The organism is Bradyrhizobium sp. SZCCHNS1050 (assembly GCF_032484785.1).
Classification (GTDB): Bacteria; Pseudomonadota; Alphaproteobacteria; order Rhizobiales; family Xanthobacteraceae; genus Bradyrhizobium.
The window spans coordinates 175278-201255 of sequence record NZ_JAUETR010000003.1; the positions used below are offsets into that span (position 1 = coordinate 175278).

Consider the following 25978-nt stretch of genomic DNA (forward strand, 5'->3'; position numbering starts at 1 on the left):
CGGCAAAACGGTCAGATCGGATAGTGCTGGTTGGGATCCTCGACGGAGATCCACTGCACGTCGGTGAATTCATGGATGCCCGGGGCACCGCCGAACCGGCCATACCCGCTTGCCTTCATGCCGCCGAGCGGCATCTGAGCCTCGTCGTTGACGGTCGGTCCGTTGATATGGCAGCAGCCAAAATCGAGCCGCTGCGCGATCACCATCGCAAGACCGACATCCCTGGTGAAGATCGCGGAGGAAAGACCATATTCCGTGTCGTTGGCGACACGGATGGCGTCCTCGATGTCATTGACGCGCACAATCGTCGTGACCGGTCCAAAGGACTCCTCGTAGTAGATGTTCATGCCGGGCCTGACGTGATCGAGCAGCGCCGCATTCATGAGCGCGCCGTCCGCGTCGCCGCCGGCAAGCAGCTTTGCGCCTTTTCCAACCGCGTCCGCGATCAGTTCCTGCACGCGATGAACGGACTGGACGGAGATCAATCCGCCGAGCGGAACATCGCTGGTCAACGGATTGCCAGCGACCAGAGTCCTGGCCTTCGCCGCCAGCTTGTTGGCGAACTCGTCGGCGACGGCATGATCGATAACCACGCGCTCGGTCGACATGCAGATTTGACCCTGGTGCATGTAGGCGCCGAACGCGGTCGCTGCGACCGCGGCGTCGATATCAGCATCTCTCAACACCAGAATCGGAGCTTTGCCACCGAGTTCGAGCAGCGCCGGCTTCAGATAGCGGGCACAAGTTCCGGCGACGATCCTGCCCGTTCGCGTCGAACCGGTGAAGTTGACGCGGCGGACGGCCGGATGAGCGATCATCGCCTCGGCGACGGCTCCGGCATCCTGCGGCTTGTGAGTGATGAAGTTGAGGACGCCCGGTGGCAGCCCCGCATCGTGCATCACCTGCGCGAGCTTGAACTGGGTCCCGGGGCTAAGCTCGGAGGCCTTGAGAATTACCGTGTTGCCGCAAGCAATGGCCGTGCAGAACGCCCGCACGGCCAGGATCACGGGTGCATTCCACGGCGCAATCGCCAACACCACGCCAGCCGGGCGTCGTACCGCCATCGAGAACATTCCCGGCTTGTTGCTCGGAATGATCTCTCCCTTCACCTGGGTGGTAAGACCGGCGGCTTCCCGCAACATGCCGGCGGCAAGTTTCGCGTTGAATACATACCAGGGCTTCGATGCTCCGGTCTCGCCGATCATGACGTCCCTGAACTCGTCAGTGCGCGCTTCGAGCAAAGCGGCAGCTCGTAGGAGAATGTCGCGCTTGGCGGCGGGGGCCGTCGCGGCCCAGGCGGGAAAAGCCGCCGCGCAGGACTCGACCGCCTTGACGGCTTGTTCGGGTGTCGCTGCGGCTGCTTCCGTGACCAGATCGCCGCTGATGGGGCTGCGCCTTTCGAACCGTCCGGCGGCGCCGGGCCACTCCACGCCGTCGATGATCAATGATGCCTCGAGCACGCATTCCTCCCAAAACCGTCGGATGCCCTGGTTCAGTCCCCGGGCCCGCGCTTGTTGTTTTTCGAGACTACTCTCGAAATTGTCCGCAAGTCAAACTGAACATCGCATGAAGCGAAAAGCACGGACCGGATCTTTGATCCGAAGAGGAGGCAGAGGACCGCCGCACTGCGCGACGGGTGGGTATCGACAACGTCGATACATCTCATCGATACAATCTGTTATGTGATTTGAGGGCCCATCCATAAAGTACATATTCGGAAAATCAAAAAAAGAGTGGTTGATGGAGGGATGCTTCGCGTGGGTGGTGTCGACGCCGCTATCGCCAGCTCAACTGATGGGCTTTCGATTGCCGTCCTCAGGAGTTATCTCCCGCACGAGGGGCGGATAGACTTCGCGAAACCCAGCACTGCATTTCCACCGTGTTTGAGGGCCGGCCGTCCAGCCGTGCATCGGAAATCGCTCGCCCGATCATGGAGCGACGCCGGTTTCGATGATCCCATCGTGTCGTTCTCGTTGTGAAAGGAAATCGAAATGAACGAACATGTCGGGCCGGCGGAGGGGATGCAGTTTCCGGATGATATCGTCTTCCAGGGACACGCCGCACCCGTTCGCATCGAAGGCAGCGTTCACGACCTGGAAGTGGTCGGTGCCATTCCTCCCGAACTCGAAGGCGTCTATTACCGCAACAGCGCGGACCATGCCTATCCGCCGCTGCACGGCCGCGACATTTTCCTGAATGGCGACGGCATGGTGCACATGGTGCGGTTCGAGCGCGGGCACGCCGACCTCACCACGCGCTACGTGCGCACGCGCAAGTTCGAGTTGGAGCGGGCGGCCAGGCGAGCGTTATTCGGTGCATACCGCAATTCGTTTACCGACTCCTCCGAAGTTGCGGGCGAGGACGCCAACACGGCGAACACATCCGTGATGTGGCACCACGGCAAGCTGTACGCCTTGAAGGAATCCGGCAGGCCGTACGAACTGGATCCGATCACCTGGAGACTCGCGGGCAGAGCGACTTTGGCGGCCAGTTGAAGAGCCGTACCTTCACGGCTCACCCGAAGTTCGATCCTTTGACCGGCGAATGTATCGCGTTCGCCTACAATTGCGAGGGCGTGGCCAGCGACGAAATCGAGCTCTACCGAGTCGACCGCGAGGGCTGTTTCACTCGGACCGAACGCTTCAAGGCGCCGTACTGCTCCATGGTGCACGATTTCCTGGTCTCGCGAAACTACATCGCTTTCGTCATCTGTCCGATGGTTTGCGATTGGGAACGCGTCAAGCGCGGCGAGCCGTATTGGCATTGGGACAGCTATCGCAAGACCTATATCGGCGTGATTCCGCGTGAGCAGGGCGTCGACGCTATCCGCTGGTTCACCGCGCCCAAGCTGGCGATGCAGACGCACACGTTCAACGCCTGGGAAGACGGCAGCAGGCTGGTGCTCGATCATTTCGTGACGGAGTCCGGCTGGCTGAGCCAGTTTCCTGATCTGCACAATCCCAACGCCCATGAAATGCCGCCATTCGGCGAGCGCTGGATCGTGGATCTCGCAAGCGAAGCCGATCACGTCGAGATCAGGCGGTTCATCTCGCATATCGGCGAGATGCCGGTGATCGATCCGCGCTTTGCGATGGGCCGCGCCCGGCATTACTGGTTCGGGACCAACAATCCGAAGCTGGGACCCATGCTGCCGTCCGGCCCGAAGGGGCCGCCCTTTACCTGCTTGGGCCACTTCGACGAGAGGACCGGAGCCCTGGATTTCTATTACGCCGGCCCCGACTCGTCCCCCGAGGAGCCGTACTTCGTTCCCCGAAGCGCCGACGCAGCCGAAGGCGACGGATGGCTGCTGTCAATGGTCGGCCGGAGAGCCGAGAACCGGACCGACCTCGTGATCCTCGATGCTCTGCATCTGAGCCGTGGGCCCGGTGCCGTCGTGAAGTTTCCATGCCGGGTGCACGAGGGCTTTCACGGTACCTGGGTCAGCCAAAAAGTACTTGAGCGGTCGCTGTGATGCGCTCGCACCGATCTCAGCACGACGGAGGAATCTGGCAGTGATAAAGCTCTACGGATCGCTGCATTCGCGCGCCCTTCGGAATGGGTGGATGCTCAGAGAACTCGGGTTGGAATGGGAGAACGTGCCGACCAATTTTCAGGATGGCAGCACGCGTACACCGGAGTTTCTCGCCATCAACCCCAATGGCCGTGTCCCTGCGCTCGAGGACGACGGCCTGCGACTGTGCGAGTCGCTTGCGATCAATCTCTATCTCGCTCGCAAGTATGGCGGACCGCTCGCGCCGCGCACGAGGGAGGAGGAAGCGCTCGCAACCCAATGGAGCTTCTGGGTGATCGCCGAAATCGAGAAGCCCCTGCTGCTGGCTGCGGCCAACCGAGTTCTGTTCGAGCCCGCGAGTGCGCGACGCGAGGCTGAGTCGATATCGCGCTCGGCAAGCTCGCGCGGCCCTGGGGCGTCCTCGACGCTCATCTACAGAAGCAGGCTTATCTAGTGAATGAGGACTTCACCGTCGCCGACCTGAACGTTGCATCGGTCATGACGCTTCTACCGCTCGCCGGGATCGATATTGAGGCGTGGCCGGCCATGCGACGTTGGTTGCTTGAATGTTTGGAGCGCCCTGCGATCGCAGACTGGAAGGATGTCAGCTTCAGGATCCCTCGTTCGGAAACGCCGCTCGAGATGCTGCGGATGTTCGTTTGACGCGTGATGCTGCACTGGGCCGGTGAAACGCGGTCGTCACAGCGCCGTTCCGATCTGACTTGCGAGCTCTGACTTGCAAGACAGGGCGGGTCTCCGGGATCGGATGCGTGATCCCTGGAGATCAATGCAGATACATAAAAGCGATCGGGGAGCGAAAGATGAGAAGGGACCGGTGAGCAGGACGAGATCGTTGCGCTCAGTGCTGTGGCAACCCTGACTTAGGCCGAATCTCATCGACGATCCTGCGTTCGAATCACAACCGACCAGTTGTTGATTGCGCGTATCGCCTGTGCGACGCCTTGCAGGCGATCGCCTGCTGCAATCGAACAGAGGCGGGAGCAATCCGAAGCGCTACTATCAAAAACGACGATAGCTGATATCGATTGATTTTGTTTGTTTAGGAAGCGTCTGCTCTCCAGGATCGCGATGTTTGCGCCAAGCTCTTGAGAGAGCCCGTTCGGCCAAGGTTCCGAAGAGGATCGCAAGCCGCGGAAAACAAAGGGGGGATACATGGCATTTCGTTGCCACTTGCTTGCGTCTGTCATCATCGTTCAACTGAGCGCCGTTGCCAATGCCGCGGACTTGGCCGTCAAGGCCAATCCGCCGCCGGATCAGCCGTTCTTCTTCGTGGTCGACGATCGCGCGACTGTCTCATGGATGCCGAGCGGGACGACACCCGGCCAGTTCGGTGTCGGCCCCAATGGGACGGTCAACGGCACGACCGCCAAGCAGGTCTATGCGCTCACGCACTTCGACGCGTGGGCCTACGGTACCAACTTCGTCAATATCATGATGCTCAAGTCGGGTCACAATGACCCGGCGTCGCCCTGCATCAACGCGGGCGTCACGGTCAATTTCACAGCAGGAGATTGTGCGGGGGCGACCGAGTTCTACGGACTGTTTCGAAGCACCTTCGGATGGAATCAGATCTTCAACACCAATGCATTCAGCGCCGGGCCGTTGCATAACGTTTCCTTCGAAATCGGCGCGGATGCCGAGACCGCCAACATCTTTCTTGCGCCGGCCAAGCGACAGGTCGTCGCCGGCCTGCAATTTGCGTTTGACCTGCCGTACAAGGGATACTTCAACGTCGCGCCCCTGGTGTCCTGGGAGTTCTCCAACCACAACGCATTCACTCAATGCGGAACCGCTTTCGCAGGCGGGCCGATCGCGGGCGTTAGCTGTAACGCCAGCGGAAACATCAGCTTTCGGCCGACATGGGCAGTCGAGGTGAACTACTACATGGACCTGGGCGTCCTGCCTCTGTCCCTGCAATTCTTCTCGATCAGCGGACGCGCCGGATGGTATGGGGCCAAAGGGGACTCGAATGGCTTGCCCGCTCTCTCAGGCACGGGACGGTTCAGCACCGCGAGCGCGGTCGAGTTCAACAGCGAGCCCATCCGGCTGACGTTCGACGCCAGTAAGGCGGTGATGGGTCCTAAATACTCGCATCTTGTGGACGTCTGGGTTGCCTACCGATATTGGCAGAACAAGTTCGGCCTTGATCACAACGCGGCGCCTGGGGTGTGCACCATCGCCGCGACTGGCCAAAGCACGAATTCCTGCACGGAAAAGACCGTCTATAGTGGTATCACCGTGAAGTTCTAGCTGATTGCCCGTATGCCTGGCCTCGAAGCGGCGGTGCGATGCTCGCGTAGCGCCGCTCAGGACAGGGGGAGGCCGACAGGTTCCGAAAGGGACCATCGTGCCTCCACCTCGGCTGCCGACGCCTGGATCATGTCGCGCAGCCACATGTTGGCGGGATCCTTGTCGAGATGCACAGGCCACTGCAGCCTTTCGGTGATGGTCGGGAGCTCGAAATCAGTCCGCAGAATACGAAGCGGCAGGCGCTGCGCGCGAGACAGGACCAGGCGCAGCGGGAGAATCGCCATATATGGCGTGCCGACGATGAACTCGGGCACCAGGAGGAGGCTCTGTAGCCGGATCGTCTTGGTCCGGCTGATACCCATGGACTGAAAGAACTGATCGACGATCCGGACGTTCAGTCGCTCGTCGAGCGCAACGGAAACGTGGGTGAAGGTCGCAATCGTGTTCAGCGAGACAGCGGCCGACGCCGCCGTATTGCCGGACCAGACAACAGGAACGAACCGCTCCTCCCACAGCATGCTAGTATTGACGGCGGTTTCGAAGGGAACATTGGAGCCTATGAAGACATCGAATTGGGCGACCGAGGCACGCTCGCGTGACTCCGGAAGCGGCAGCTGGGAAATTGAAATACCAGGCGCCACCTGGGCGACCCGCCTGATGAGATTGGACAGGAGAAGGCCTGCCACGTAATCCAGTGCGACCACGGAAAAATCGTGCTCTGCGGTTTCCGGCGTGAACTCGGTGCGGGCCAGCGCGATCGTGCGGGCGCGCGCCACGAACTGATCAACCGCTTCCGCAATCTGAGCGGCGAACGGCGTCGCCAGCATCTCACGGCCGGATTGAATCAAGAGGTCGTCATCGAAGTGATTGCGCAATCGCGCCAGCGCGCTGCTGATCGTTGATTGTGTCAGGTTGAGCGTCTCGGCAACCCGGCTGACGCTCCTCATCTTGAGCAGCAGGTCCAGCACCAGAAGTAGGTTCAGGTCCAGTCTATGGCACCGCATGGGCCCTCCGGCGAAGACGCCGCATCGCGCGACATGTCTCGTGGGGTGGCGGCCAGCCGAGGTGCGTGGCCGATCCGCTCAGGACAGCGCAAACAGGCGCTCGGCATTTTGGTATGCAATCAGTTCTCGCTCGCGCTGCGTGAGCGCAGCTCCCTCGAGGAAGCGAACGGCTTCGGCGTCATCCTCGTAAGGAAAATCGGCGGCGAACAGGATGCGTTCAGCGCCGAGCGCGTCGATCGAAAGGCGAAGTGCGGGCATCGAGGTGACACCGGCCGTGGTGATCACGAAGTTGTCCAGGAAATATTCGCTCGGAAGTCGGGGCAGCTGTTCGACGGCGCCGATTTTCACCTGCAGCAGATAGCGGTTGTCGATGCGCTGCAGCCAGAACGGGATGCCTTCGCCCATATGGCCAAGAATGATCTTGAGCTTCGGATAGCGGGCAAAGGTGCCGGACATGATCAGCCGCATGGCGTGCAGTCCGGTCTCCGCCGCAAAGCCCCAGCCGGCGAAATACAGGCCATAGTCGAGAAACGGCTGGACCATTCCGGGTCCAGGTTCCCGCGGGTGCAAGTACATCGGCAGGCCGGTCGCCTCCATCGCCTCGAAGATCGGGGCGTAGCGTGACGCATCGAGATATTCGCCGAACGTGTGGGAATTGACGATCAGGCCGCGCAGGCCGAGCGCCTTGATCCGTTCGATCTCGCGCGCGGCAGCAACCGGATCCTGCGGCGCAATGGCGCCCAGGCCGGCCAGCCTTGTCGGTGCAGCGCGCACTGCTTCAGCTAGCGCATCGTTGGCTTCGGCGGCGAGCCGTACCGCGAGATCCGGCGCGAACACCTGGACGCCGGGGGACGTCAAGGAGAGCACCTGCACGTCGATACCGACTTTGTCCATATGGGCGATCCGGCCCTTGCCGATATCGATCAGGCGTCCGTGCAGCAGCGCGTTGCCGGGCGTGTCGGCCAGGATGCTTTCGCCCATCTTGGCAAAGCCGGGCTCGACGTCGGCGCGCGCTAGCACCTTTTTCCATTCCGCGGCGATCTCGGCGGTGACGAAGGCTTCCTCGACCGCAATCTTCTTCATTTCGATCTCCTTGCGGCCGTCGGCCGCTCACTCTTCAGACCCGAAGTAAAGATGACGCAGCCGCTCGTCCGCACGCAGGACGGCAGGCGGCCCGGATAGGGTAATCCGTCCCTTGTTGATGATATGCGCGACGTCGGCAAGGTCGAGCGCGCGCTCGATATCCTGCTCCACCACGAGCATGGTGAGGCCCTCGCGCTTGAGCTCGGCGAGTGCCGCGTACAGGCGGTCCATCATGACCGGTGCGAGGCCCAGGCTGATCTCGTCGAAGATGACGAGCCGCGGCTTGGCCATCAGCGCGCGACCGATCGCCAAGGTCTGCTGCTGGCCGCCGGACATCGAGGTGCCCGGCGCGTTGCGGCGATCGGCGAGCACCGGAAACAGGGCGTAGACGTGCGCCAGACGCGCCTTGCGCTCTGCTGCATCGGCGCCGCGTGCAGCGACCAGTAGATTTTCCTCAACCGACAGCGAGCCGAAGATGCGCCGCCCCTCCATGCAATGGGCGAGGCCGCGTGTCGCCACCGCATGCGCCGGCAAACGCGTGATGTCCTCGCCGTCAAATCGGATCCGGCCAGCGGTGATCGGCAAGGCGCGGCTGATGACATGGGCGACAGTAGTCTTGCCAGCACCGTTGCTGCCGAGAAGCCCGACGACCTGGCCCTGCATGACCGACAGGCTGAGGTCGTGGAGCACGCGGGCTTGGCCGTAGCCCGCGGACACGCCGTCAAGTGCAAGCAGCGGCTCGGTGCTTGCTATCGACGAAACGACATCGGCGCGCGGCGCAACTGAAGTGGAGGTCCTGGCCGCGGCGCCATGGCTGGTGCCGAGATAGATTGCAGCGACCTCGTCGCTCCCCAGCACGTCGGTCGTCGGCCCCCTAGCGAGCACCTTGCCGAAGTTGATGACCATGAGGTCCTCGCAGCACTCCTTCACGATCCGGATCACATGTTCGATGATGATGATCGAGCGTTCCGCGTCCTTCAGCGACTGGATCAGGGCGATCAATTCGCTGACTTCGCTGTCGATGAGACCGGCGCCGACCTCGTCGAGCAGCAACAGTTTGGGCTTGAGCGCAAGGGCGCGGGCGACTTCGAGGCGCTTGCGCCGCAGCAGCGGCAGATCGCGCGCCGTGACGTGTGCAGCATCGCCGAGGCCGCAGCGATCGAGGATCTCGCGCCGTTCAGCGGCGGCGGTGCCCGAGGCGATGAAGGGAGACAGCGAGAATTGCGCGACGGCCAGATTTTCTTCAACGGTCATGTCGAGGAAGGGGCGAGGAATCTGATAGGTCCGGCCAATGCCGCTGCGCGCCCGCTCGGAAGCGGGCAGGCTGGTGATGTCGTGGCCATCGAAATGGATTCGTCCTGCGCTTGCGGAAATGGCGCCGCCGAGCAGCCCTATCAGGGTCGACTTGCCGGCGCCGTTCGGCCCGATGACGCCGAGCACGCGGCCCTTGTCGAGGCGGATATCGAGGCTTTCGACTGCGACAAGGCCGCCATAGCGCTTGCCGAGGCCGACGGCGTCGAGCAGGGGAGGCGCGTCAGCGGCGATCATGAGCTCGCAACCTTGGTGAGGCCGGCGCGCCGAAGCGCGGTTTCCAGCAAGCCGCAAAGTCCGCGCGGGGCACAACGGATCAGGATGATGAGAATGACCCCGGTTATCGCGACATGAAGCTCGGGATATTCGGCGAGCAGCTCGCCGACCGCGACGAAGAAGATCGCGCCGACGATGGCGCCGAAGCGCATACCGAGGCCGCCGATGATCACGATCGCGAGCGGATCGACCGACCATTGCAGGCCGAAGCTGCCATAGGGCTCGATGGCGCCGAGCTTGATCGCCTGGAGGCCGCCCGCGATCGCGATCAATGCGCTGGCGACCATGAGAGCCGCAAGCTTCACCCGGAATGCGCGCACGCCGACTTGGCTTGCGGCGTCCTCGTCGTCGCGCACCGCTCGCAGCAGCACTGAGAACCGCGAGCCCGTGGCCAAGGTCATGACCAGGGAGGTGACGACGAGCAGCAGAGCGGCGTCCCGAAACAGCTCTGCGATTTCGGGCAAGTCGGCGCTGACGAACAGGCCGGAAGCACCGCCGAACCAGGGCACGTTGACGACGAGCAGCCGGAGCGCTTCGGCGAGCGCCAGGGTCCCGACGGTGAAATAGAGCCCGCGCAGCCGAAACAGACCGCGCGACATCACAAGCGCCAGCGCCATAGCCACAAGCGCCGAGGCGGCCAGCGCCAAGCCGATACCGCTATCCGTGTGATTGAGTAGCCCGACCGTGAGATAGGCGCCGAGGCCGAAGAAGGAGGAACTGCCCAGCGAAACCAGCCCGCAATAGCCGGCGAGCAGATTCCACGCTTCCGCCAGCACGATATAGAGCAGCAGCTTGAATCCGATCTCGACGAAATAGGCCGGAAGAAACGAAGGCGCCGCCATCAGCGCCGCGAAGGAGATGCCGGCAACCGCGACGCGGACGAACGGATGATACAGCAACAGGCTGCGTTCGGGGACGGACGTTGTCAGCACGGTCATGCGCGGCTCCCGAGGAAGCCTTGCGGCCTGAGCTGCAGCATCGCCAGGAACAGCACGAGGCCGACGAGGTCGCGATAGCCGTCGCCGAGGGTGAGCCCACCGACGCTCTGCAGCACCCCGAGCACGATGCCTCCGACCAGCGTCCCCAGCACGTTGCCGAGCCCGCCAAGCACGATCACCGCGAAATCCGTCAGCAGATAGGTGGCGCCGCTGGTCGGCGTGAACGATAGCGCCACACCAATCAGCGTACCGCCGATCCCGGCACAGGCAGTGCCGAGACAGAAGGTCAGGGCATGGACCCGGCTCACATTGATTCCGATAATGGCAGCCGCCAGCGGCTGGTCGGCGCTCGCGCGCAACTCGCTGCCGAACCGGCTGCGCGCAATCAACACGTGCACGGCCATGATCAGCGCGACCGAGATGGCAAAGCCGATTGCATAGATCTGCGGCACGCTGATTGGGCCGAGCGTCAGGGGAACTGTGGCGTAGTCCCGCTCGATGGCGCGGGTATCGGCGCTGAACAGCAGCACGAACAGGTTCTGCAGGATGATCGAGAGACCGAACATGGTCATCATCGCTGCTTCGGATCCCTTGCCTGCGAGCGGCGCCAGCAGGAAGCGATAGATTGGATACCCGATCAGCGCGAGAATGAGGCCGATCAGCAGGAGTCCAACGAGCGGATCGATGCCGGTTCGTTGCAGCAGAAAGAGACCGGCGTAGGCACCCGCAACGAGGAATTCGCCATGCGCGAGGTTCACCAGACGCATGACGCCGAGGATGATCGAGAGGCCGAGCGCCGTCAGCGCCAGCATGCCGCCGAGCAGCAGGCCAGAGATCAGTGCATTGACGATCACATCGAGACCGGGCATTCGCGTTCGCTCCGCATGAGATCATTGAAGACCGGCGCGATCGGCGCCGGCCTTGGGTCTGCGGTCAGGGCACCGGGAACAGGATCTTGCCGGTGGCGCGGTCCGCCGGCCAGACGATGCTCGTCTTGCCGCCCTGCCATTGCAGCATCGCCAGCGGCAGTTTGGCGGTATGGCTCTCGTCGAACTTGATGGGCCCGACCACATAGGTCTTGTCGGTCTTGGCTACCGCGGCATTTATCTTTTCGGGATCGAGCGAGCCGGCTGACGCGATCGCGTCGAGCAGGATCTGCGCCGCCGCATAACTGTCGGCGATGTGCTGGCTGAAGGTGAGCTTGGTCTCGCTTTCGAACGCGGTCGCGAGATCCTTGGCATCGGGATAGGGGAAGCTTGGATCCCAGTAGCCGCCAACCAGCACGCCGTCGGCGAGCTTGCCGAGCGCTTCGGCGAACTGCACCGGCTCGGCGCCTTTTTCGATGACGAGTAGCTTGGGTGCATAGCCTGCTGAGGCAATCTGCTTGCGGATCGAGACCGCCTGCGGCGTGATGGCATCGACCAGCACGACCTCTGCGCCCTTTGCTTTCGCCTCTGCAACGAGCGAGTTGAACTGGGTATTGTCGACCGGGAATGACGCGTTCTGCACGACCTCGTAGCCGGCGGCCTTGGCCATCTGCGGCCACAGCATGCCCCCGACGACTTGGCCGTCCGGGCCGTTGTCGTGGAAGATCGCAACCTTCTTGTTGGTCTCGAGCTTAAGATCGTCCAGCACCCTGAACGGAATCGCGGCGAGCTCGGGCTCGTGGAAGAACAGATCCCAGGCGTAATTCCATTTGCGAACCGACTTGAACGCTTCGAGCGGATTGCAGCCGGTGACCAGCGGGATCTTCTTGCGTTCGGCGACCAGCGCCCCGGCATTGACCAATGCCGGCGTGCAGGAGCCGAGCAGGGCTCGCGCCTGATCGCGCGACAGCAGGCTCTCCGTATTGGCCGCTGTGACATTGGGATCGGTCTTGTCGTCACGCAGCACGAGTCGGACCGGCATCTTCCTGCCGTCGATGGTGATGCCGCCGGCCTTGTTGACCTCGTCGACCGCCCGGCTGTAGCCCCATTTCTGGAAGCTGCCGAAACCAGCGAGCGGTCCGCTCAGCGGGATCGACGCGCCGATGACGATCTCGTCTGCTGCTTTGGCCGATGTTGATGTCCAGGCTGCTGCGATCGTGAGCAGCGCGACGGGAAGAAGTCGCTTCAGGACGGGAAGCGGCGCTGATAACGCCGCCTGCGACGTGCGAGTTGCCATGTTTTCCTCCATGATGGGTGAGGCCGTTTCGCCTCGTTTTATTGACGGTCGCTCCGTCGGGTCGGAGCGTTCCGCAGATGCGTCAGAACGCGTTGTCGCCGGTATAGCGCCGGTACAGCACCGGCAGAATCTCGGCGAGATAGCCCATCTCCTCGGTGGCGTGCTGATGCAGGCGACGGGTAAAATCGTCATTGAGCTGACGCTTGCGCCCTTCGACCGCGATGTGCTCAGGCACCGGCTCGCGTGTCTTCTTGTCGGCGAGAATGCCGAGCCAGAACCGCGAGCGCATCTCGCAGCCATAATCGGCGTCGCGCACGAAGTGGCACATCCGGCCGACATGGACGGGCGCGCCCTGATCGCCGATCCGCGCGCACACCGCGACCGCGCCGGAGGCGTCATAGCGTGTAGCGTCGAAGATCTCGTGCGGATGATGGAAGTCGATGGTCAGGTCATAGACGGGGCCTGTGGGACCAGCAAGATATTCGCTGACCACGTGGGACGCGCCGATGTAATTCCCGTCGACGCGGTTGAGCCAGGCGCTCGCGACATGATCGCGCGGATGCCAGAGCTTGTATTGTTCGATGCCGCCGAGCCATCCGAACCACCAATGGACCATCTTGGCGCGGCAGCCCGGCATGCGGGTCAAGGCGGCGACCAGCTTCTTGCCGCCGGTGAGGTCCTTGTACCCCGACTCGAACGGAAGATAGCCGGGATCAAGCAGCTGATTGCATTCCTCGAATTCCACCATTTCCTCCTGATGTAGTTATCGTCGATCTTGCTTATTGTCTTCGTCTCAAGCGCAAGATGCCGCTGCTACGCGGCGTGAGATGGTCGCCCCGAAAGGTTGAGAATCTCCCGCGCGCCGGGTGCGGTTGCAACGCTCCCGTTTGCCTCGCGAACGAGACGTGCAGCACGGGCAACAAACTCAGCATTGTTCTTGGCAAGGCGGCCCTTGGCGTAGAGGACGTTGTCCTCCATGCCGACCCTGATATGGCCTCCTAGCGAAAGGGTCGCGAACAAGATTGGCAGATGTCCAGCGCCGATGCCGAAAGCCGACCATTGCGCGTGAGGTGGCAAGAGGCTCTTGAGGAACACAAGGTTTTCGACCGTAGCGGCTATGCCTCCGGCTGCGCCAAGTACGAACTGAAAATAGCCGGGCCCGCGCAATACGTTTTTCTTCATGTAGTGGATGGCGTTGTAGAGCATGCCCGGATCGAATACCTCGATCTCCGGCCTGACGCCGTTCTCGTTCATAACGCCAGCAAGCCTCTCAAGGAATGCCGGATGATTGATGAACAGCGTCGAATGCATCCAATTCATAGAGCCTGCATCGAAGGAAGCGAGCTCGGGTTTCAGTTCGATCAAATGCGCCATGCGGGTCTCATCGGTCGCATTCAGGTCGCCGGACGTGGTGAGGTTCAGCACAATGTCGCAGCGTTGGCGGATGCGTCCGACGGTCTCGATAAATCGGCCTTTGTCCATCGTGCCCTTTCCGGCATCGTCGCGCATATGCAGATGCGCGATTGCTGCGCCTGCCTGCCAGCATTCATAGACGTCCTCGGCGATTTCGCGCGGCGTCAGCGGAACCGCGGGATTGTGCTCCTTGGTGGGCCAGGCGCCGGTTGGTGCGACGGTGATGATGGTATCGGCCATGGCTGTCGTTCCTCTTCTTACGGCGGCCCGCGTCTTTGCGCGTCCTGCAATCGTCAGGGATAGGTGCGTGATGCCTTCAGTTGCGTGATCAGCCGGCCGAGAAATGCGCGGCGCACCGATGAGGTCGATGTCGGGTCGTATTGATAGAAACCCTCGCCGCTCTTCACGCCGAGCTTGCCTTCGGCCACCTTGCGGCGGAGCAGGGCGCTTGCCTGTTTTGAAGCATCCATGACGGCGAGCAGATTGTCGCCGACCGTCAGCCAGATATCGAGGCCGCCGAAATCGGAGACTTCGAGCTGGCCGGTCGTGGCATAGCGAAACGCCGGACCGAATTTCAGCGCGGTGTCGATGTCGACGGCATCGGCGACGCCCTGCTCGATCAACGAGAATACCTCGCGTGCGATCGCCTGCTGAATGCGATTGGCGATCAGGCCAGGGACGTCCTTCGCCACCTTGGCGACGCGCTTGCCGATCTGCCGATGCAGGGTTACGACCTCTTCGAGCAGATCGGAAGGCATGTTGCCGAACGCGGAGATCTCGACGAGCGGCATCAGCAGCGGCGGATTGTACCAATGCGTCACCAGGGTGCGGACCTGTCGCGCCTCCGGCAAGGCCGCGACCATCGGAGCAAGCGGCAGGCTCGACGTGTTGGTGGCGAAGATGGCATCAGCTGGCGCCAGACCGTCGATCTCTGCCAACAGCGCCTGCTTCAGCTCCATCTTCTCGGGCGCGGCCTCCACGATAAAGTCGCGGTCTTGCACCGCCGGCGCCAGTGCTTCGAATAGAGCGATACGATCGAAGGCGGTCACAGCCGTGTCCGCGTCGACGAAGTTCTCATCCACCAGAAGTCGAAATCCGTCTGCGACCTCGGACCTGATGGTTGCGCGCTGTGCGGCCGAGGGTTCGACCAGATTCACCGAAAAACCGTGTAGCGCAAAGCAGGCCGCGATCCCGCGGCCCATCGTGCCGCCACCGATGACGCCAATCCGCTGCAACATTCCTTTCTCCAGATGTTAGGAGCTAGGCGGCGGGATCATCCCGCCGTATAGCCGCCGTCGGCGTCGAGGATGTGGCCGGTGTAGAAATCCGACGCCTTCGAGACCAGGAAGAGCAGGGGGCCTGCGAGATCCTGCGGCTCGCCCAGTCGTCCCTTGGGGACGCGGGCGAGGAAACCCTTGCGGACCTCGCGCGCCCGCTCGGTGTCCTCGAACATCCAGGCCGTCAGCGGCGAGCGGAAGACCGTCGGCGCGATCGCATTGACGGTGATTCCGGTATCGCCCCATTCGCAGCCCAGCGCACGGGTGATGCCGTCGATCGCCGATTTCGAGGCGCAATAGGCCGAATAGCCGGCAGGATGGCCGAGCTTGCCGCGCGCCGACGACATCAGCACGATCTTGCCGCCACGGCCTTGCGCCAGCATCTGCTTGCCGACGGCCTTGGCCATCAGCCAGGACTGCGTCACATTGGCGTCCATTACGTCGAGAAAACGCTCCGGCGCCATGTCGACGATCTTCGACACGTCGTTCTTGCCGGAGGCGACGACGAGGATATCGACGCCGTCGAACGCCGCGACGGTCTTTGCAACGATATCGTCGCAGGTCTTCTCATCGCTCGGGCGCGCCTGGATGCTCAGCATCTCGGCGCCGAGCGCCTTGGCGTCCGCGGCCGTTTTCTCCAGCGCCTCGAGATTGCCGGCGACGGCTGCGACCTTGGCGCCGGCACCGGCCAGCACCTGCACAGCCAGTGCGCCAAACGCACCTGAGGCGCCGGTTACGATCGCGACTTTGCCGCTAATGTCGAACAGAGACAGGGGATTTTTCAGGAAGTTTGCCCTCTCGCTCATGGTGTGACACCCGGCGGATAGGGGATGACGACCAGCATCGTGCAGACATCATTGCGACGATTGACGATCTCGCGAATCTCGTTCGGCGCGATGGTGCAGCTGTCGTAAGGCCCGAGCACGGTCTCCTTCCCGTCGACCATGACCGTCATCTCGCCGGCAAGGACGACATAGACCTTCTCGAACGGCGTCGAGTCCGGACCGGCGCCGCCGCCTGGCAGGAATTGCGAGAGGCCGACCCATTGGTTGGTCGGGCCGCCCGGCTCAAAGCCCTGCAGCCGCAAGCCAACCACGCCGCGGTGGTTGGGCGCGTCATAGGGCTTGGCTTCATGGAAGCGTTTCACACGCATCAGAACGCCTCGCCCTTCTCGATGCGGTAAGCTTGGTTCGGATCGGTGATGGCAACCAAGCGGATGATGCAGCCGTCGCCACGATCCCAATTCCAGGGGAAGAACGCGAATGTGCAGCGCTTGCCGGTGACCTCGTCGAGATCGCCGCCGACATTCTCGATGCCAAGGATGCCATGCTTGAACAGCTTGTTGTGCACCGGCTCCCATTCCGGGAAGTCCTCGGTCCAGTCGCGACCGCCCGACCAGGCACGATATTCCTCCCTCAGATGCGGCAGCAGCGGGCCATTGCGATGCTGGCCGATCGCGGTGGCGAGCGGGTGATCATTGGCCTGGGTATCGTGACCGACTACCTTCACCTGCTTGTCGACCATCCAATCTGCCGCTGACGGGACCAGCCCCGGGCAATAGGCGAAATAGTCGCCGTCCTCATAGACCTTGTGCCAGCCGGTGTTGATGATCAGAACGTCGTGGGGTCGGATAGCATGGCCACAGGCCCTTTCCAGATCATCTGCGGTGATGGATTCCCATTTCTTCTTCGGCAGCGAGACGACGAGGCCCGAGCCGAAGAAATGCGGCAGCGGCACTTCGTCGATGAAAGGCGTGCCCTGCACCACATGGGCCGGCGCATCGATATGTGTCGTTGAATGCATCGAGGTCGTGATGCGCTGCGACAGCACACCAGACTTTGCCATGTAGTGGATGCGCTCGATCTTGACGTCTTCGAAATAGGGCCAGTTCGGGCACTGGAAGCCCCAGCGATGGGAGAGGTTGGTGAACCTCAGGCCCATGGCGTTGTCAGTATTGCTCTGAAAATCGATGCCCCGAATCTTGATGGACATGCGCATCCTTCCCTTCTGAAACCGTTTTTCCTGGAGGCAAGTGATCCCGCTTGCCCCACGTTGCGATACACATGTACCATATAATGGAAAACGTCAATCGAAATTCGGAATGGACAACAGTTCACGCGAGGCGGCTACGTCCGTCGGTCAGGTGCATCGGTGTGATCCGCATACCCGACGTCGTCGGGCATCGGCCGCTGCGCTAAAGTGTTAGCGAAGAGATTCCAATCTCATGATCGATCAATGGAGGACAGGAGACTGATGTCGAAAGCCGCAGCGCGGGCGTTGAAAACGAGAGCCTCCGCGCCGCCACCGTCTGACGACCGTGGTGGCAATGGCATTCAAGTGCTGGCGCGAGCTGGCAGCATTCTGCGCACGCTTGAGAGCCATCCGAACGGCTTGAGCCTTGGCCAGATCGCGAAGTCGGTGGGGCTCGCCCGTTCGACCGTGCAACGAATCGTGGCGGCGCTGATGGCCGAGGACTTCGTCACGTCGAGCGGGCCTGGACAGGTCAGGATCGGCATGGGTCTGTTGCGGATCGCGGCTTCCATTGGTGCGAATTCCAGCGAGATGATCCGTCCGCACCTTCTCGCCTTGGGCGAGGAGGTCGGCGAAACCGTCGACCTGTCAGTTCTGGCGGGCGGCTCGGTGGTGTTTGTCGACCAGGTGCCGGGGCGGCGTCGACTAACGGCGTTGTCGGCCGTCGGCGAACGCTTCCCGCTGCATTGCACTGCCAACGGCAAGGCGGTGCTGTCCTGCTTTTCGCCTGAAGAAAGCGAGGAACTGATCGAGAAGAGCCTTGCCGAACATCCCGACTTTCCGCTGGCGAACCGCAGGCGCCTGATCGATGAACTCAACGACATCCGCCGCACCCATCTCGCTTATGATCTCGAAGAGCACGGTGCCGGCATCAGCGCGATCGGCACGGCCGTCATCGATCATTTTGGCCGACCCGTCGCCGTATCGATTCCGGTGCCGACCCAGCGCTTTCTCGAAAACCGCGACGCCTTTGCCGAAAAGCTGCTCGGCTTCCGGCGGAGGGTGGAAGGCATTCTGTCGCGCTGAGCGGTCGGAGCTGGCCCTTGCAGACGCAACCGTGATACGATACAGCTGAACCGAATAACAATACAGCGACAGAAGGTGTCCGATCGAGACACCCGCGCTGCAGCACTGGGGCGAACAAGCTCCGGGCGCAGGAGGCCAGGAGGGAAACGCCATGATCACACGTCGTTCGGCTCTGCTTGGAGCCATCTCGGGGGCTGCGATTGGGATGGTCGGCTCACGGTCCGCAAGGGCAGAGCCCATCGGGCTGAAGGTCTCGCATTATCTGCCGCCCAACCACACCTTCCACCGCGAGCTGACAAAATGGGGTGAGAGCCTTGCCGAGCAGTCGCAAGGGCAGCTCGCGCTCAATATCTTCCCGGCGTCGCAGCTGGGGCCGGTCAACCGCCAATTCGATCTGGTGCGCAACGGCGTCGTGGACATCGCGGTCGGTCTCCATGGCGCTACCCCCGGCCGTTTCCCAATGGCGGATCTGGTGGCGCTGCCCTATTCGGCGCCGAAGGCGGGCAACAATAGCGCCGTGACGTCACGCAGGCTCACGGAATTGGCGCCGACCTATCTCTATCCAGAACATCCGGGTATGAAGGTGTTATGGATGGCGGTGACCAATCCGCTCATGGTCCACACCAGCAAGCGTCCTGTCGCCAAGCTTGAAGATTTCAAGGGCTTGCGGGTGCGCTATGCAGGCGAACAGTTCGCGCAGATCATTCCGCTGCTCGGTGCAACGCCGCTCGCGGTGCCGCCGGCGGAGACAGCAGACAGCCTCTCCAAGGGCATCATCGATGCCGCCACATTTCCATATGAAGCGTGCCAGAGCTTCGATCTGGGCACCGTGATCAAATATTCGCTGGAGCCGGGCGTCAGCACAGCGACCTTCGCGGTGGCCATGAATCCAAATAAGTTCAAGTCGCTGCCGGCCGATCTGCAACAGCTGATCGACAAGACCACGGGGCCTGCAATGGCCGAACGTTTCGGCGCCGCGTTCGACGCCAGCGAGAAAGCGGGCCGTGCCTACATGACCGGCAAGGGCGTGCAGATTTCGCAGCTCGCCGATGCTGAGCTGTCCCGCGTGAAGGAGATTCTTGCGCCGCTGCGCGACAAGGCCCTTGGCGAGCTCGAAGGGGCAGGCAAACCGGGCAAGGCGTTTCTCGACGCCTACACGGCCTGAAGCGGAAGCCACCTGACACCTGCCGGAAGCTCGGCAGTGTCCTGCGACAGGATATCAGCATGGCCGCCGCGCCTCTCGAAACCTTCACCGCACGTCTGAAGACAACTCAGCTCCGGCTTGCGATGATCGCACTGGTCATCATGATGCTCAGCACATGCGTCGACGTGACCTTGCGTTTCCTCTTCAACCGCCCGATCCGCGGGGCCTATGACATCGTCGAGGCCTGCCTCGTCGTCTTTGTCTTTCACGGCATGTCGGCAAGTTTCTTTGCCCGCAAGAACATCGTGATCGACATCATCGATTCCTTGGTGAGCTCGCGGGTCGAGCGCGTGCTGGTGCGCCTCTCAGACATTATCTCGGTTGCGCTCCTCATCCTCGTCACCGCGGCGATGATCGCGCCCGCCCTGCAGGCCTATGATTACGGCGATCGCAAGCTGGAGCTGGGCCTGCAGCTCTGGGTGCTCTGGATTTTTGCGATCGTCGGCCTGATCGGCACGCTGCTGTGTGCGCTCGGACCCTTAGTGAGACCAGTGCCGACCTCGCGCAGGATATCTCATGCCGAAGGCGGGGAGGGGGCATGAGCGTCCAGTGGATCGGTGCGATCGGCGTTCTCGCGCTGTTTGCGCTGCTGTTCTTTCGCATTCCGGTCTGGGCGGCGTTGATCATCGTCGGCCTGACCGGCAACACCATCATAAATGGCTGGGCCGCGGCTTTCACCACTCTGGGCACGACGCCGTTCGACGTCGCGAATTCCTACCCGTTGTCGGTGATTCCGCTGTTCATCCTGATGGGGGACGTTGCTTCGAGCACGCGGCTGTCGGCCGATCTGTTCAACGCCGCGCGCCTGCTGTTGTCGGGCGTGCGCGGTGGCCTCGCGGTCGCGGCGATCGGGGCGTCCGCCTGTTTCGGCGCGGTCTGCGGTTCATCAATCGCGACCGCGGCCACCATGTCGCGTATTGCGCTGCCGGAGATGCGCAAGGCGGACTATGATGATGGTCTTGCCGCGGGCGCGATTGCGGCGGGAGGATCGATCGGCATTCTGGTCCCGCCATCGATCATCCTGGTGATCTACGGCGCCATCGCCGAGCAGTCGGTGCCAAAGCTGTTCGCAGCCGCGCTGTTTCCGGCGATCATCCTCACCGTGTCCTATGTCGCGCTGGCGCTGCTTGCGGCGAAGCTGAACCCGAAGCTGGCTCCGCTTGGCAAGCCCGTCAGTTGGCGCGAGCGTCTCGGCGCGCTGCGTCAGCCCTGGCAATTCGTGCTGCTGTTCACGCTGACCATCGGCGGCATCTATGGCGGCATTTTCAGTCCGACCGAAGCCGCAGCGCTTGGTGCATTCGGCGCGATCGTGCTCGGAGTGATCGGCCGCAGGCTGTCGGCGGCCCAGCTGTTTCAGGCGGTCGAGGGCGCGGTTTCGACCTCGGCCTTGCTTTTCGCCATCATCATCGGTGCGACCTATTTCGCAAATTTCGTCGTCCAGACGCAATTGCCGCAGCTGCTTGCCACGGCCGCGCAGTCGCTGCACCTGCCTGGCCTTGCGGTGATGGGCATCATCATCGTCGCCTATGTCGTGATCGGCTGCTTCCTCGAAGGCATCGGCATGGTCCTGATCACGGTCCCGGTGTTCCTGCCGTTGGTCACGCAGTATGGCTACGATCCGGTATGGTTCTCGATCATCGTGGTGATCGTGGTCGAGCTCGGCCTGATCCATCCGCCGGTTGGCATGAACCTGTTCGTCATCCAGGCGCAGGTGCCTGACATCAGCCTCGGCGCCATCTATCGCGGCATCCTGCCGTTCCTGATCGCGCCCTTCGTGCTGCTCGCTCTGCTCCTGATCTTTCCTGAACTCGCACTCTGGCTGCCGAGGATCCTGTATGGCTGATCGTCCTCTCGAGATCGTCGTTATCACGCACGACGTGCCGCGTCTGGCGGCCGGTCTCGCCGAGGCCTGTCCGGAGGTCATCATCCATGCCGGCGAGTCCGCGTCGGAGGTGCTGGCGCACGCAGCCTCGGCACAGGTTCTCATGGGACTCGCGCAGTCGATTACGCCCGGTCTGGTCACGGCGACCCCGCAGCTGCAATGGATTCAGGCCTTCACCACCGGGGTCGATCCCTTGCTGGCGCTTGGCTTGCCTCGCCACATCCTCGTCACTTCGGCGCGCGGCATTCACGGGCCGCAGATGTCGGAGATGGCGTTCATGCACATGCTGGCGCTGGGACGGGGATTGCCACGGATGGTCGACAACCAGCATCGCTCGGCATGGGAGCGCTGGCCACAGCGGCTTCTGCTCGGAAAAACCGCAGTATTGGTCGGTATCGGGACGATCAGCGAGGAGCTCGCGCTGCGCTGTCAGGCATTCGGCATGCGCGTGATCGGCATCAGCGCCGCGCGCAACGAGGCGGCTGGATTTGACGCGATCCGTCCCCGTGGCGAGCTGGTGCGCACAGCGCGAGAGGCGGATTTCCTGATCGTACTTGCAGCTTCTACGCCGGAGACGCGGCACCTGATCGACGGAGCGGTGTTCGACGCGCTGCCATCCCACGGCTTCCTGATCAATCTGGCGCGCGGGCCGGTCGTGGACGAAGCCGCGCTGATCGAAAGGCTGCAGCGGCGGACATTCGCGGGGGCAGGGCTCGACGTCTTCAACGTTGAACCGCTACCTGCCAGCAGCGCCCTCTGGCAGTTGGACAACGTGCTGATCACGCCGCATCTCGGCGGCATGAGCGACTGCTATGACGAGCAGCTGCTGCCGCTTGTCGTCGAGAACGTAAGGGCATTCGTGACCGGGGATCATGCGCGGATGCGCAACCGGATCATATTGGGTCAAGCTGGAGCTGCCGCATGAGCATGCAAGAACGAATCCCGGTCCGCATCAGCGATTCTGAACTCGCTCGGCGCTGGGCCGCGATGCGGGTAGCGATGAAGCGGCACGACATCGATGTCGTCATTGTGCAGGCCACCAATGATTGGCTCGGTGGAAATGTCAAATGGCTCACCGACATTCCCGCCAATAACGGCTATCCTCGGACGGTCTTGTTCTATGCTGACGACCTGATGACCGTGATCGAAATGGGGGTCTTTGATGGCCGACGTTCGCTCAAGGGCGAGGACCCTGTCCACCGCGGTGTCGGCACCATCCTGACGACGCCATCGTTTCCTTCGATCGACTACACGGTGCGCTATGATGCTGATTTGACCGTGAGGGATTTGCTGGCGCGGAATGTGCGGCGGGTCGGGCTCGCCAATGCCAGCGGATTTCTCGCGGGGTTCAGCGATACTCTGCGCGACGGACTTGCTAATATTGAGATCACCGACGTCACCGCGGATCTCGACGCGCTGAAGGCGATCAAGAGCGAGGAGGAGCAGAGCCTGATCCGGCGCACCGCGGCGCTGCAGGATGAGGTGTTCGCGCATGTCTGCCGCGTGATCCGTCCTGGCCTGCGCGACATCGATGTCACCTCGGCTGCGCAGATGAAGGCCCAGCAGCTCGGCAGCGAGCAGGGCATCTTCCTGGGTGCGTCAGCCAAGATCGGCATCCGCTCGCCCTTCATGGGCCGGCACTTCCAGGGCCGCACCCTGGCCGAGGGCGATCATCTGTCGCTGCTGATCGAGGTCAACGGCCCCGGCGGCTTCTTTTGCGAGATTGCGCGCACCTTAGCGCTGGGCAAGGCGAGTGCGCAATTGCGTGACGGCTTTGCGGCCGTGAAGGCGGCACAGGAGCATACGCTGTCGCTGCTCAAGCCGGGAATGTCGGCGCAGTCTATTGCGGCGGCTCACGATGCGTACATGACCTCACGCGGCCTGCCGCCGGAGGTGAGGCTCTATGCGCACAGCCAGGGCTATGACATGGTGGAGCGCCCGCTGATCCGGCGCGACGAGACGATGGCAGTCGCTTCAGGAATGAACCTCGCCGTGCATCCGGGATATGAGACCGAAGCGATCTTTGCGGTGATCTGCGATAACTACATCATCGGTCCCGAAGGACCGGGGTCATGCCTGCACCGGACCGAGAAGAGGATATTCGAGCTATAAGGGTTCGCATTGCCTACCGCTTGGGCGGCTTAGGTCGTCAAAGCTCAAAGGTTCCGCTGTCTTTGTTTGATGCCGACGCTGCACTTGAACCCAGACAGCTCTTCGTCGCAATCAACGGTGCGCCAGCGAACGGCTCAAGGATTCTGTGTGCCTGTTGCCCTAGAAGGCTTGAGGACCCGCGGCTCTGTTTGGGTGACTCTCTAGAATGACCTTGTAAAACAACGGAGCAATCTTTCCCCAAACGATGTTCTAGTCCGTTGATTTTGTTGGGGTTGCCCGCTTCCCTAGGGAGTGCCAGCCTGGGTGTCGTTCAAACGCAGGGCTGTTTTCTGACTTATGGCTCTCGGATGCTTAAGGGCGTGCTTGCGACGTTGCATATGGCTTCAACGAGCAGACGCACCGCTCGTCCTTCCCAACCTATTTGATCGATTGGGGCTTCCCAGTACTCCGACAGAACGTAGGCCAAGTGACGGGCCTTCACACTCAAGCCCGTCATCGTATAGGCGGGAGTCCCCATGATGGCTCGTTCAACGGGATCAAGGCGGGCCAGGAGGGCCTCATCCCGCGCCGTCAGGTACTCGTCGGACTGCATGAGGTTTTCACCGTCACGATTGAGTTCAGCTATCAACGCCAAGAACTGGTTTTCGAAGGCGACCAAAGGAGCGTCTAGGTCTCCGGTAGCTTCCTCGGGGCTGGTGCGTTCGGCGTGATCACGCATTTTTTCAGCTCGGTACACGGAAACCGATAATGTTAAACGGTTAGCGTTTAAATTCGCGGATGTCAACGCTTTTCGTGGCTGTTAAACGAAAATCGTGTCCCCATGAAATGGCGGTTGAATGACTCCCGATCAATCTCGGGCGGCTCGTGGTTTGCTCGACTGGTCTCAGGCTGAATTGGCTGCTCGGTCCAATTTGAGCGAGAGTACAATTCGTGATTTCGAAAAAGGCCGCCGTATTCCGTCAATCAACAATCTGGCGGCTGTCAGGCGCGCTCTTGAGGCCGCGGGCGTACAATTCATCGACGGCGATCATCCTGGAGTTCGCTTAGTGCGATGACAGACTGCTTCACGCGTTGGCACTCACTTACAGTTCAGGACGATTGCCGCGCCACCACGGGCTGCTTCTGGAGCCGAGCCTGAATTAAGACGGTTGACGACTTCGGCTGCTTCGTTCTGAATCGTGCTCTAGCCTGTTGAAGTTCAGAACCGGTGAATTCTGGCATACGTCAACGTCATGCCAAGCCAATTCCCATATCTACGATGCTCGTTGAGACTTCTTGACGAACCGTCGTGGGTCAGCCTTTTCAGCTGTCGATTGAGGCAAGATCGGTGCGCGGTCCGTCCGTTCGTGCATTGAGGCTATCCATTTTAGGCCCCTCGCAAACGGTTCCAGCTGCTGGAATTCGCTTGATGCTGGCCCCTTAATGCTCGGACTAGGTATCCTCTCCAACGAAAACGTCGCCTGATCGACACGATCTGGGCGGAGGGACGGAGCCGATTTCATGCCAGCAGTCACGCCCGTTCGCGTTGCTGTGCTCGACGATTTTCAGAACGTCGCGCGGTCGCTCGCCGACTGGAGCTCACTCGAACCCCGTGCCACGACGACGTTTTTCAATGACAACGTCACGGGGGACGCGCTCCTGGCGCGATTGCTGCCGTTCGACGTGATCATGCTCATCCGCGAGCGCACGAAATTGCCGGCGTCGCTGATCGGCGGTCTGCCAAACCTTAAGCTCGTGGTCACCGCGGGGATGCGCAATCTGGGCATCGATGTGGCCGCGTGCACGGCGCGCGGGATCCCGGTCTGCGGCACCGATACCGGGAGCAGCTCGACCGCCGAGCTGGCCTTCGGGATGCTTTTGGCGCTGTCGCGAAATATTGTGGTGGAGGACCGCGCGCTGCGCGAGGGACGCTGGCAGACGCGCATGGGCGTTGCCGTGAGGGGCTTAACACTCGGCATCCTCGGGCTCGGCCGGCTCGGCGCTCAGATGGCCGGTTACGGCAGGGCATTTGGCATGGACGTCATCGCCTGGAGCCAGAACTTGACCCCGCAGGATGCGGCAATGGCGGGCGCCGACTTTGTCGAAAAGGACGAGCTATTTTGGCGCTCGGACTTCATCAGTCTGCATGTCGTGTTGAGCGAGCGGACTCGCAACATCGTGGGCGCTGCGGAATTGGGGCAGATGAAGCCGTCGGCTTGTCTGATCAATACTTCGCGGGCCGGCCTTGTCGACGAGGTCGCCCTGATTGCCGCGCTGAGGGACGGGCGGATTGCCGGCGCAGCGCTTGATGTGTTCGACGTCGAGCCGTTGCCGCGGGATGCGCCGATCCTGTCGGCGCCCAACACTTTGCTGACGCCGCATCTCGGCTATGCCGCGCGCGACAGCTACAAGACCTATTTCAGCCAAGCCGTGGAGGACATCGCCGCCTGGCTCGACGGCAAGCCGATCCGGGTCCTGACCGCATGATCTCTGGACC

General features: G+C 62.1%; 25 protein-coding genes and 1 pseudogene. 12 read left to right on the top strand and 14 right to left on the bottom strand.

Going from position 1 to position 25978, the window contains the following annotated elements; genetic code table 11:
* Nucleotides 1-11: 11 nt before the first annotated feature.
* The gene (locus QX094_RS32675; protein ID WP_316164915.1) at nucleotides 12-1460 is read right to left on the bottom strand and encodes an aldehyde dehydrogenase family protein; all 1449 of its coding nucleotides are present in this window, start codon (nucleotides 1458-1460) and stop codon (nucleotides 12-14) included.
* A 561-nt stretch (nucleotides 1461-2021) separates the two neighbouring features.
* On the opposite strand from QX094_RS32675, the pseudogene QX094_RS32680 reads away from it, so the two are divergent.
* From QX094_RS32680 to QX094_RS32695, 4 genes and pseudogenes are all read left to right on the top strand, one after another.
* Nucleotides 2022-3472: pseudogene (locus tag QX094_RS32680) on the top strand (carotenoid oxygenase family protein).
* A gap of 40 nt (nucleotides 3473-3512) precedes the next feature.
* Nucleotides 3513-3965 carry a glutathione S-transferase N-terminal domain-containing protein gene (locus tag QX094_RS32685; protein WP_316170884.1) on the top strand — a complete coding sequence of 151 codons (453 nt, stop codon included), beginning with the start codon at nucleotides 3513-3515 and terminating at the stop codon, nucleotides 3963-3965.
* On the top strand, nucleotides 3896-4174 hold the full coding sequence (locus QX094_RS32690; protein ID WP_316170949.1) for a glutathione S-transferase family protein: 279 nt from the start codon (nucleotides 3896-3898) through the stop codon (nucleotides 4172-4174). The genes QX094_RS32685 and QX094_RS32690 overlap by 70 nt, the downstream gene beginning before the upstream one ends.
* A 510-nt stretch (nucleotides 4175-4684) precedes the next feature.
* Complete coding sequence (locus QX094_RS32695; protein WP_316184378.1) at nucleotides 4685-5782, top strand: hypothetical protein; 1098 nt, start codon at nucleotides 4685-4687, stop codon at nucleotides 5780-5782.
* Between the two features lie 56 nt (nucleotides 5783-5838).
* Here the strand turns inward: QX094_RS32695 and QX094_RS32700 are convergent, their stop codons facing one another.
* The 12 genes from QX094_RS32700 to QX094_RS32755 form a co-directional block, all read right to left on the bottom strand.
* Nucleotides 5839-6786: a LysR family transcriptional regulator gene (locus tag QX094_RS32700; protein ID WP_316170882.1), complete on the bottom strand. Its 948-nt coding sequence runs from the start codon at nucleotides 6784-6786 to the stop codon at nucleotides 5839-5841.
* Between the two features lie 78 nt (nucleotides 6787-6864).
* Nucleotides 6865-7869: an amidohydrolase family protein gene (locus QX094_RS32705; RefSeq protein ID WP_316170881.1), complete on the bottom strand. Its 1005-nt coding sequence runs from the start codon at nucleotides 7867-7869 to the stop codon at nucleotides 6865-6867.
* Nucleotides 7870-7896: 27 nt separating this feature from the next.
* Entirely contained in the window at nucleotides 7897-9492 is a 1596-nt protein-coding gene (locus QX094_RS32710; RefSeq protein ID WP_316184376.1) for an ATP-binding cassette domain-containing protein, read from the bottom strand.
* Complete coding sequence (locus QX094_RS32715) at nucleotides 9414-10394, bottom strand: branched-chain amino acid ABC transporter permease (protein ID WP_316170880.1); 981 nt, start codon at nucleotides 10392-10394, stop codon at nucleotides 9414-9416. Before QX094_RS32715 ends, QX094_RS32710 begins: the two co-directional genes overlap by 79 nt.
* Complete coding sequence (locus QX094_RS32720) at nucleotides 10391-11263, bottom strand: branched-chain amino acid ABC transporter permease (protein ID WP_316175858.1); 873 nt, start codon at nucleotides 11261-11263, stop codon at nucleotides 10391-10393. The genes QX094_RS32715 and QX094_RS32720 overlap by 4 nt, the downstream gene beginning before the upstream one ends.
* 64 nt (nucleotides 11264-11327) lie before the next feature.
* Nucleotides 11328-12557 carry an amino acid ABC transporter substrate-binding protein gene (locus QX094_RS32725; RefSeq protein ID WP_316170878.1) on the bottom strand — a complete coding sequence of 410 codons (1230 nt, stop codon included), beginning with the start codon at nucleotides 12555-12557 and terminating at the stop codon, nucleotides 11328-11330.
* 82 nt (nucleotides 12558-12639) lie between these two features.
* On the bottom strand, nucleotides 12640-13302 hold the full coding sequence (locus QX094_RS32730) for a DAPG hydrolase family protein (RefSeq protein ID WP_316170877.1): 663 nt from the start codon (nucleotides 13300-13302) through the stop codon (nucleotides 12640-12642).
* Nucleotides 13303-13370: 68 nt separating this feature from the next.
* A complete protein-coding gene (locus QX094_RS32735; protein WP_316170876.1) occupies nucleotides 13371-14210 on the bottom strand; it encodes a 3-keto-5-aminohexanoate cleavage protein in 840 nt (279 codons plus the stop codon).
* 53 nt (nucleotides 14211-14263) lie between these two features.
* Nucleotides 14264-15208 (bottom strand): 3-hydroxyacyl-CoA dehydrogenase family protein, encoded by a 945-nt coding sequence (locus QX094_RS32740; protein WP_316170875.1) that lies wholly within the window; start codon nucleotides 15206-15208, stop codon nucleotides 14264-14266.
* Between the two features lie 35 nt (nucleotides 15209-15243).
* On the bottom strand, nucleotides 15244-16053 hold the full coding sequence (locus tag QX094_RS32745; protein ID WP_316164928.1) for an SDR family NAD(P)-dependent oxidoreductase: 810 nt from the start codon (nucleotides 16051-16053) through the stop codon (nucleotides 15244-15246).
* Nucleotides 16050-16400 carry a cupin domain-containing protein gene (locus tag QX094_RS32750; RefSeq protein ID WP_315718701.1) on the bottom strand — a complete coding sequence of 117 codons (351 nt, stop codon included), beginning with the start codon at nucleotides 16398-16400 and terminating at the stop codon, nucleotides 16050-16052. The genes QX094_RS32745 and QX094_RS32750 overlap by 4 nt, the downstream gene beginning before the upstream one ends.
* A complete protein-coding gene (locus QX094_RS32755; RefSeq protein WP_316170874.1) occupies nucleotides 16400-17239 on the bottom strand; it encodes a cyclase family protein in 840 nt (279 codons plus the stop codon). The genes QX094_RS32750 and QX094_RS32755 overlap by 1 nt, the downstream gene beginning before the upstream one ends.
* A 261-nt stretch (nucleotides 17240-17500) precedes the next feature.
* Here QX094_RS32755 and QX094_RS32760 point away from each other — a divergent pair, with 261 nt between their 5' ends.
* From QX094_RS32760 to QX094_RS32785, 6 genes are all read left to right on the top strand, one after another.
* Nucleotides 17501-18304 carry an IclR family transcriptional regulator gene (locus tag QX094_RS32760; RefSeq protein ID WP_316164930.1) on the top strand — a complete coding sequence of 268 codons (804 nt, stop codon included), beginning with the start codon at nucleotides 17501-17503 and terminating at the stop codon, nucleotides 18302-18304.
* 205 nt (nucleotides 18305-18509) lie between these two features.
* A complete protein-coding gene (locus QX094_RS32765) occupies nucleotides 18510-19469 on the top strand; it encodes a TRAP transporter substrate-binding protein (protein ID WP_316165435.1) in 960 nt (319 codons plus the stop codon).
* Between the two features lie 59 nt (nucleotides 19470-19528).
* A complete protein-coding gene (locus QX094_RS32770) occupies nucleotides 19529-20050 on the top strand; it encodes a TRAP transporter small permease (RefSeq protein WP_316164932.1) in 522 nt (173 codons plus the stop codon).
* The gene (locus tag QX094_RS32775; protein ID WP_316164934.1) at nucleotides 20047-21351 is read left to right on the top strand and encodes a TRAP transporter large permease; all 1305 of its coding nucleotides are present in this window, start codon (nucleotides 20047-20049) and stop codon (nucleotides 21349-21351) included. Before QX094_RS32770 ends, QX094_RS32775 begins: the two co-directional genes overlap by 4 nt.
* A gap of 34 nt (nucleotides 21352-21385) precedes the next feature.
* Nucleotides 21386-22315 carry a D-2-hydroxyacid dehydrogenase gene (locus QX094_RS32780; protein WP_316188458.1) on the top strand — a complete coding sequence of 310 codons (930 nt, stop codon included), beginning with the start codon at nucleotides 21386-21388 and terminating at the stop codon, nucleotides 22313-22315.
* Nucleotides 22312-23502: a M24 family metallopeptidase gene (locus tag QX094_RS32785; RefSeq protein ID WP_316164937.1), complete on the top strand. Its 1191-nt coding sequence runs from the start codon at nucleotides 22312-22314 to the stop codon at nucleotides 23500-23502. The genes QX094_RS32780 and QX094_RS32785 overlap by 4 nt, the downstream gene beginning before the upstream one ends.
* A gap of 334 nt (nucleotides 23503-23836) precedes the next feature.
* Here the strand turns inward: QX094_RS32785 and QX094_RS32790 are convergent, their stop codons facing one another.
* Nucleotides 23837-24220: a hypothetical protein gene (locus tag QX094_RS32790; protein WP_316164939.1), complete on the bottom strand. Its 384-nt coding sequence runs from the start codon at nucleotides 24218-24220 to the stop codon at nucleotides 23837-23839.
* Between the two features lie 118 nt (nucleotides 24221-24338).
* On the opposite strand from QX094_RS32790, the gene QX094_RS32795 reads away from it, so the two are divergent.
* Together QX094_RS32795 and QX094_RS32800 are read left to right on the top strand one after the other, a co-directional pair.
* On the top strand, nucleotides 24339-24557 hold the full coding sequence (locus QX094_RS32795) for a multiprotein-bridging factor 1 family protein (RefSeq protein WP_042340407.1): 219 nt from the start codon (nucleotides 24339-24341) through the stop codon (nucleotides 24555-24557).
* A gap of 445 nt (nucleotides 24558-25002) precedes the next feature.
* Entirely contained in the window at nucleotides 25003-25968 is a 966-nt protein-coding gene (locus QX094_RS32800; protein ID WP_316164940.1) for a D-2-hydroxyacid dehydrogenase family protein, read from the top strand.
* The last annotated feature ends 10 nt before the right edge of the window (nucleotides 25969-25978 follow it).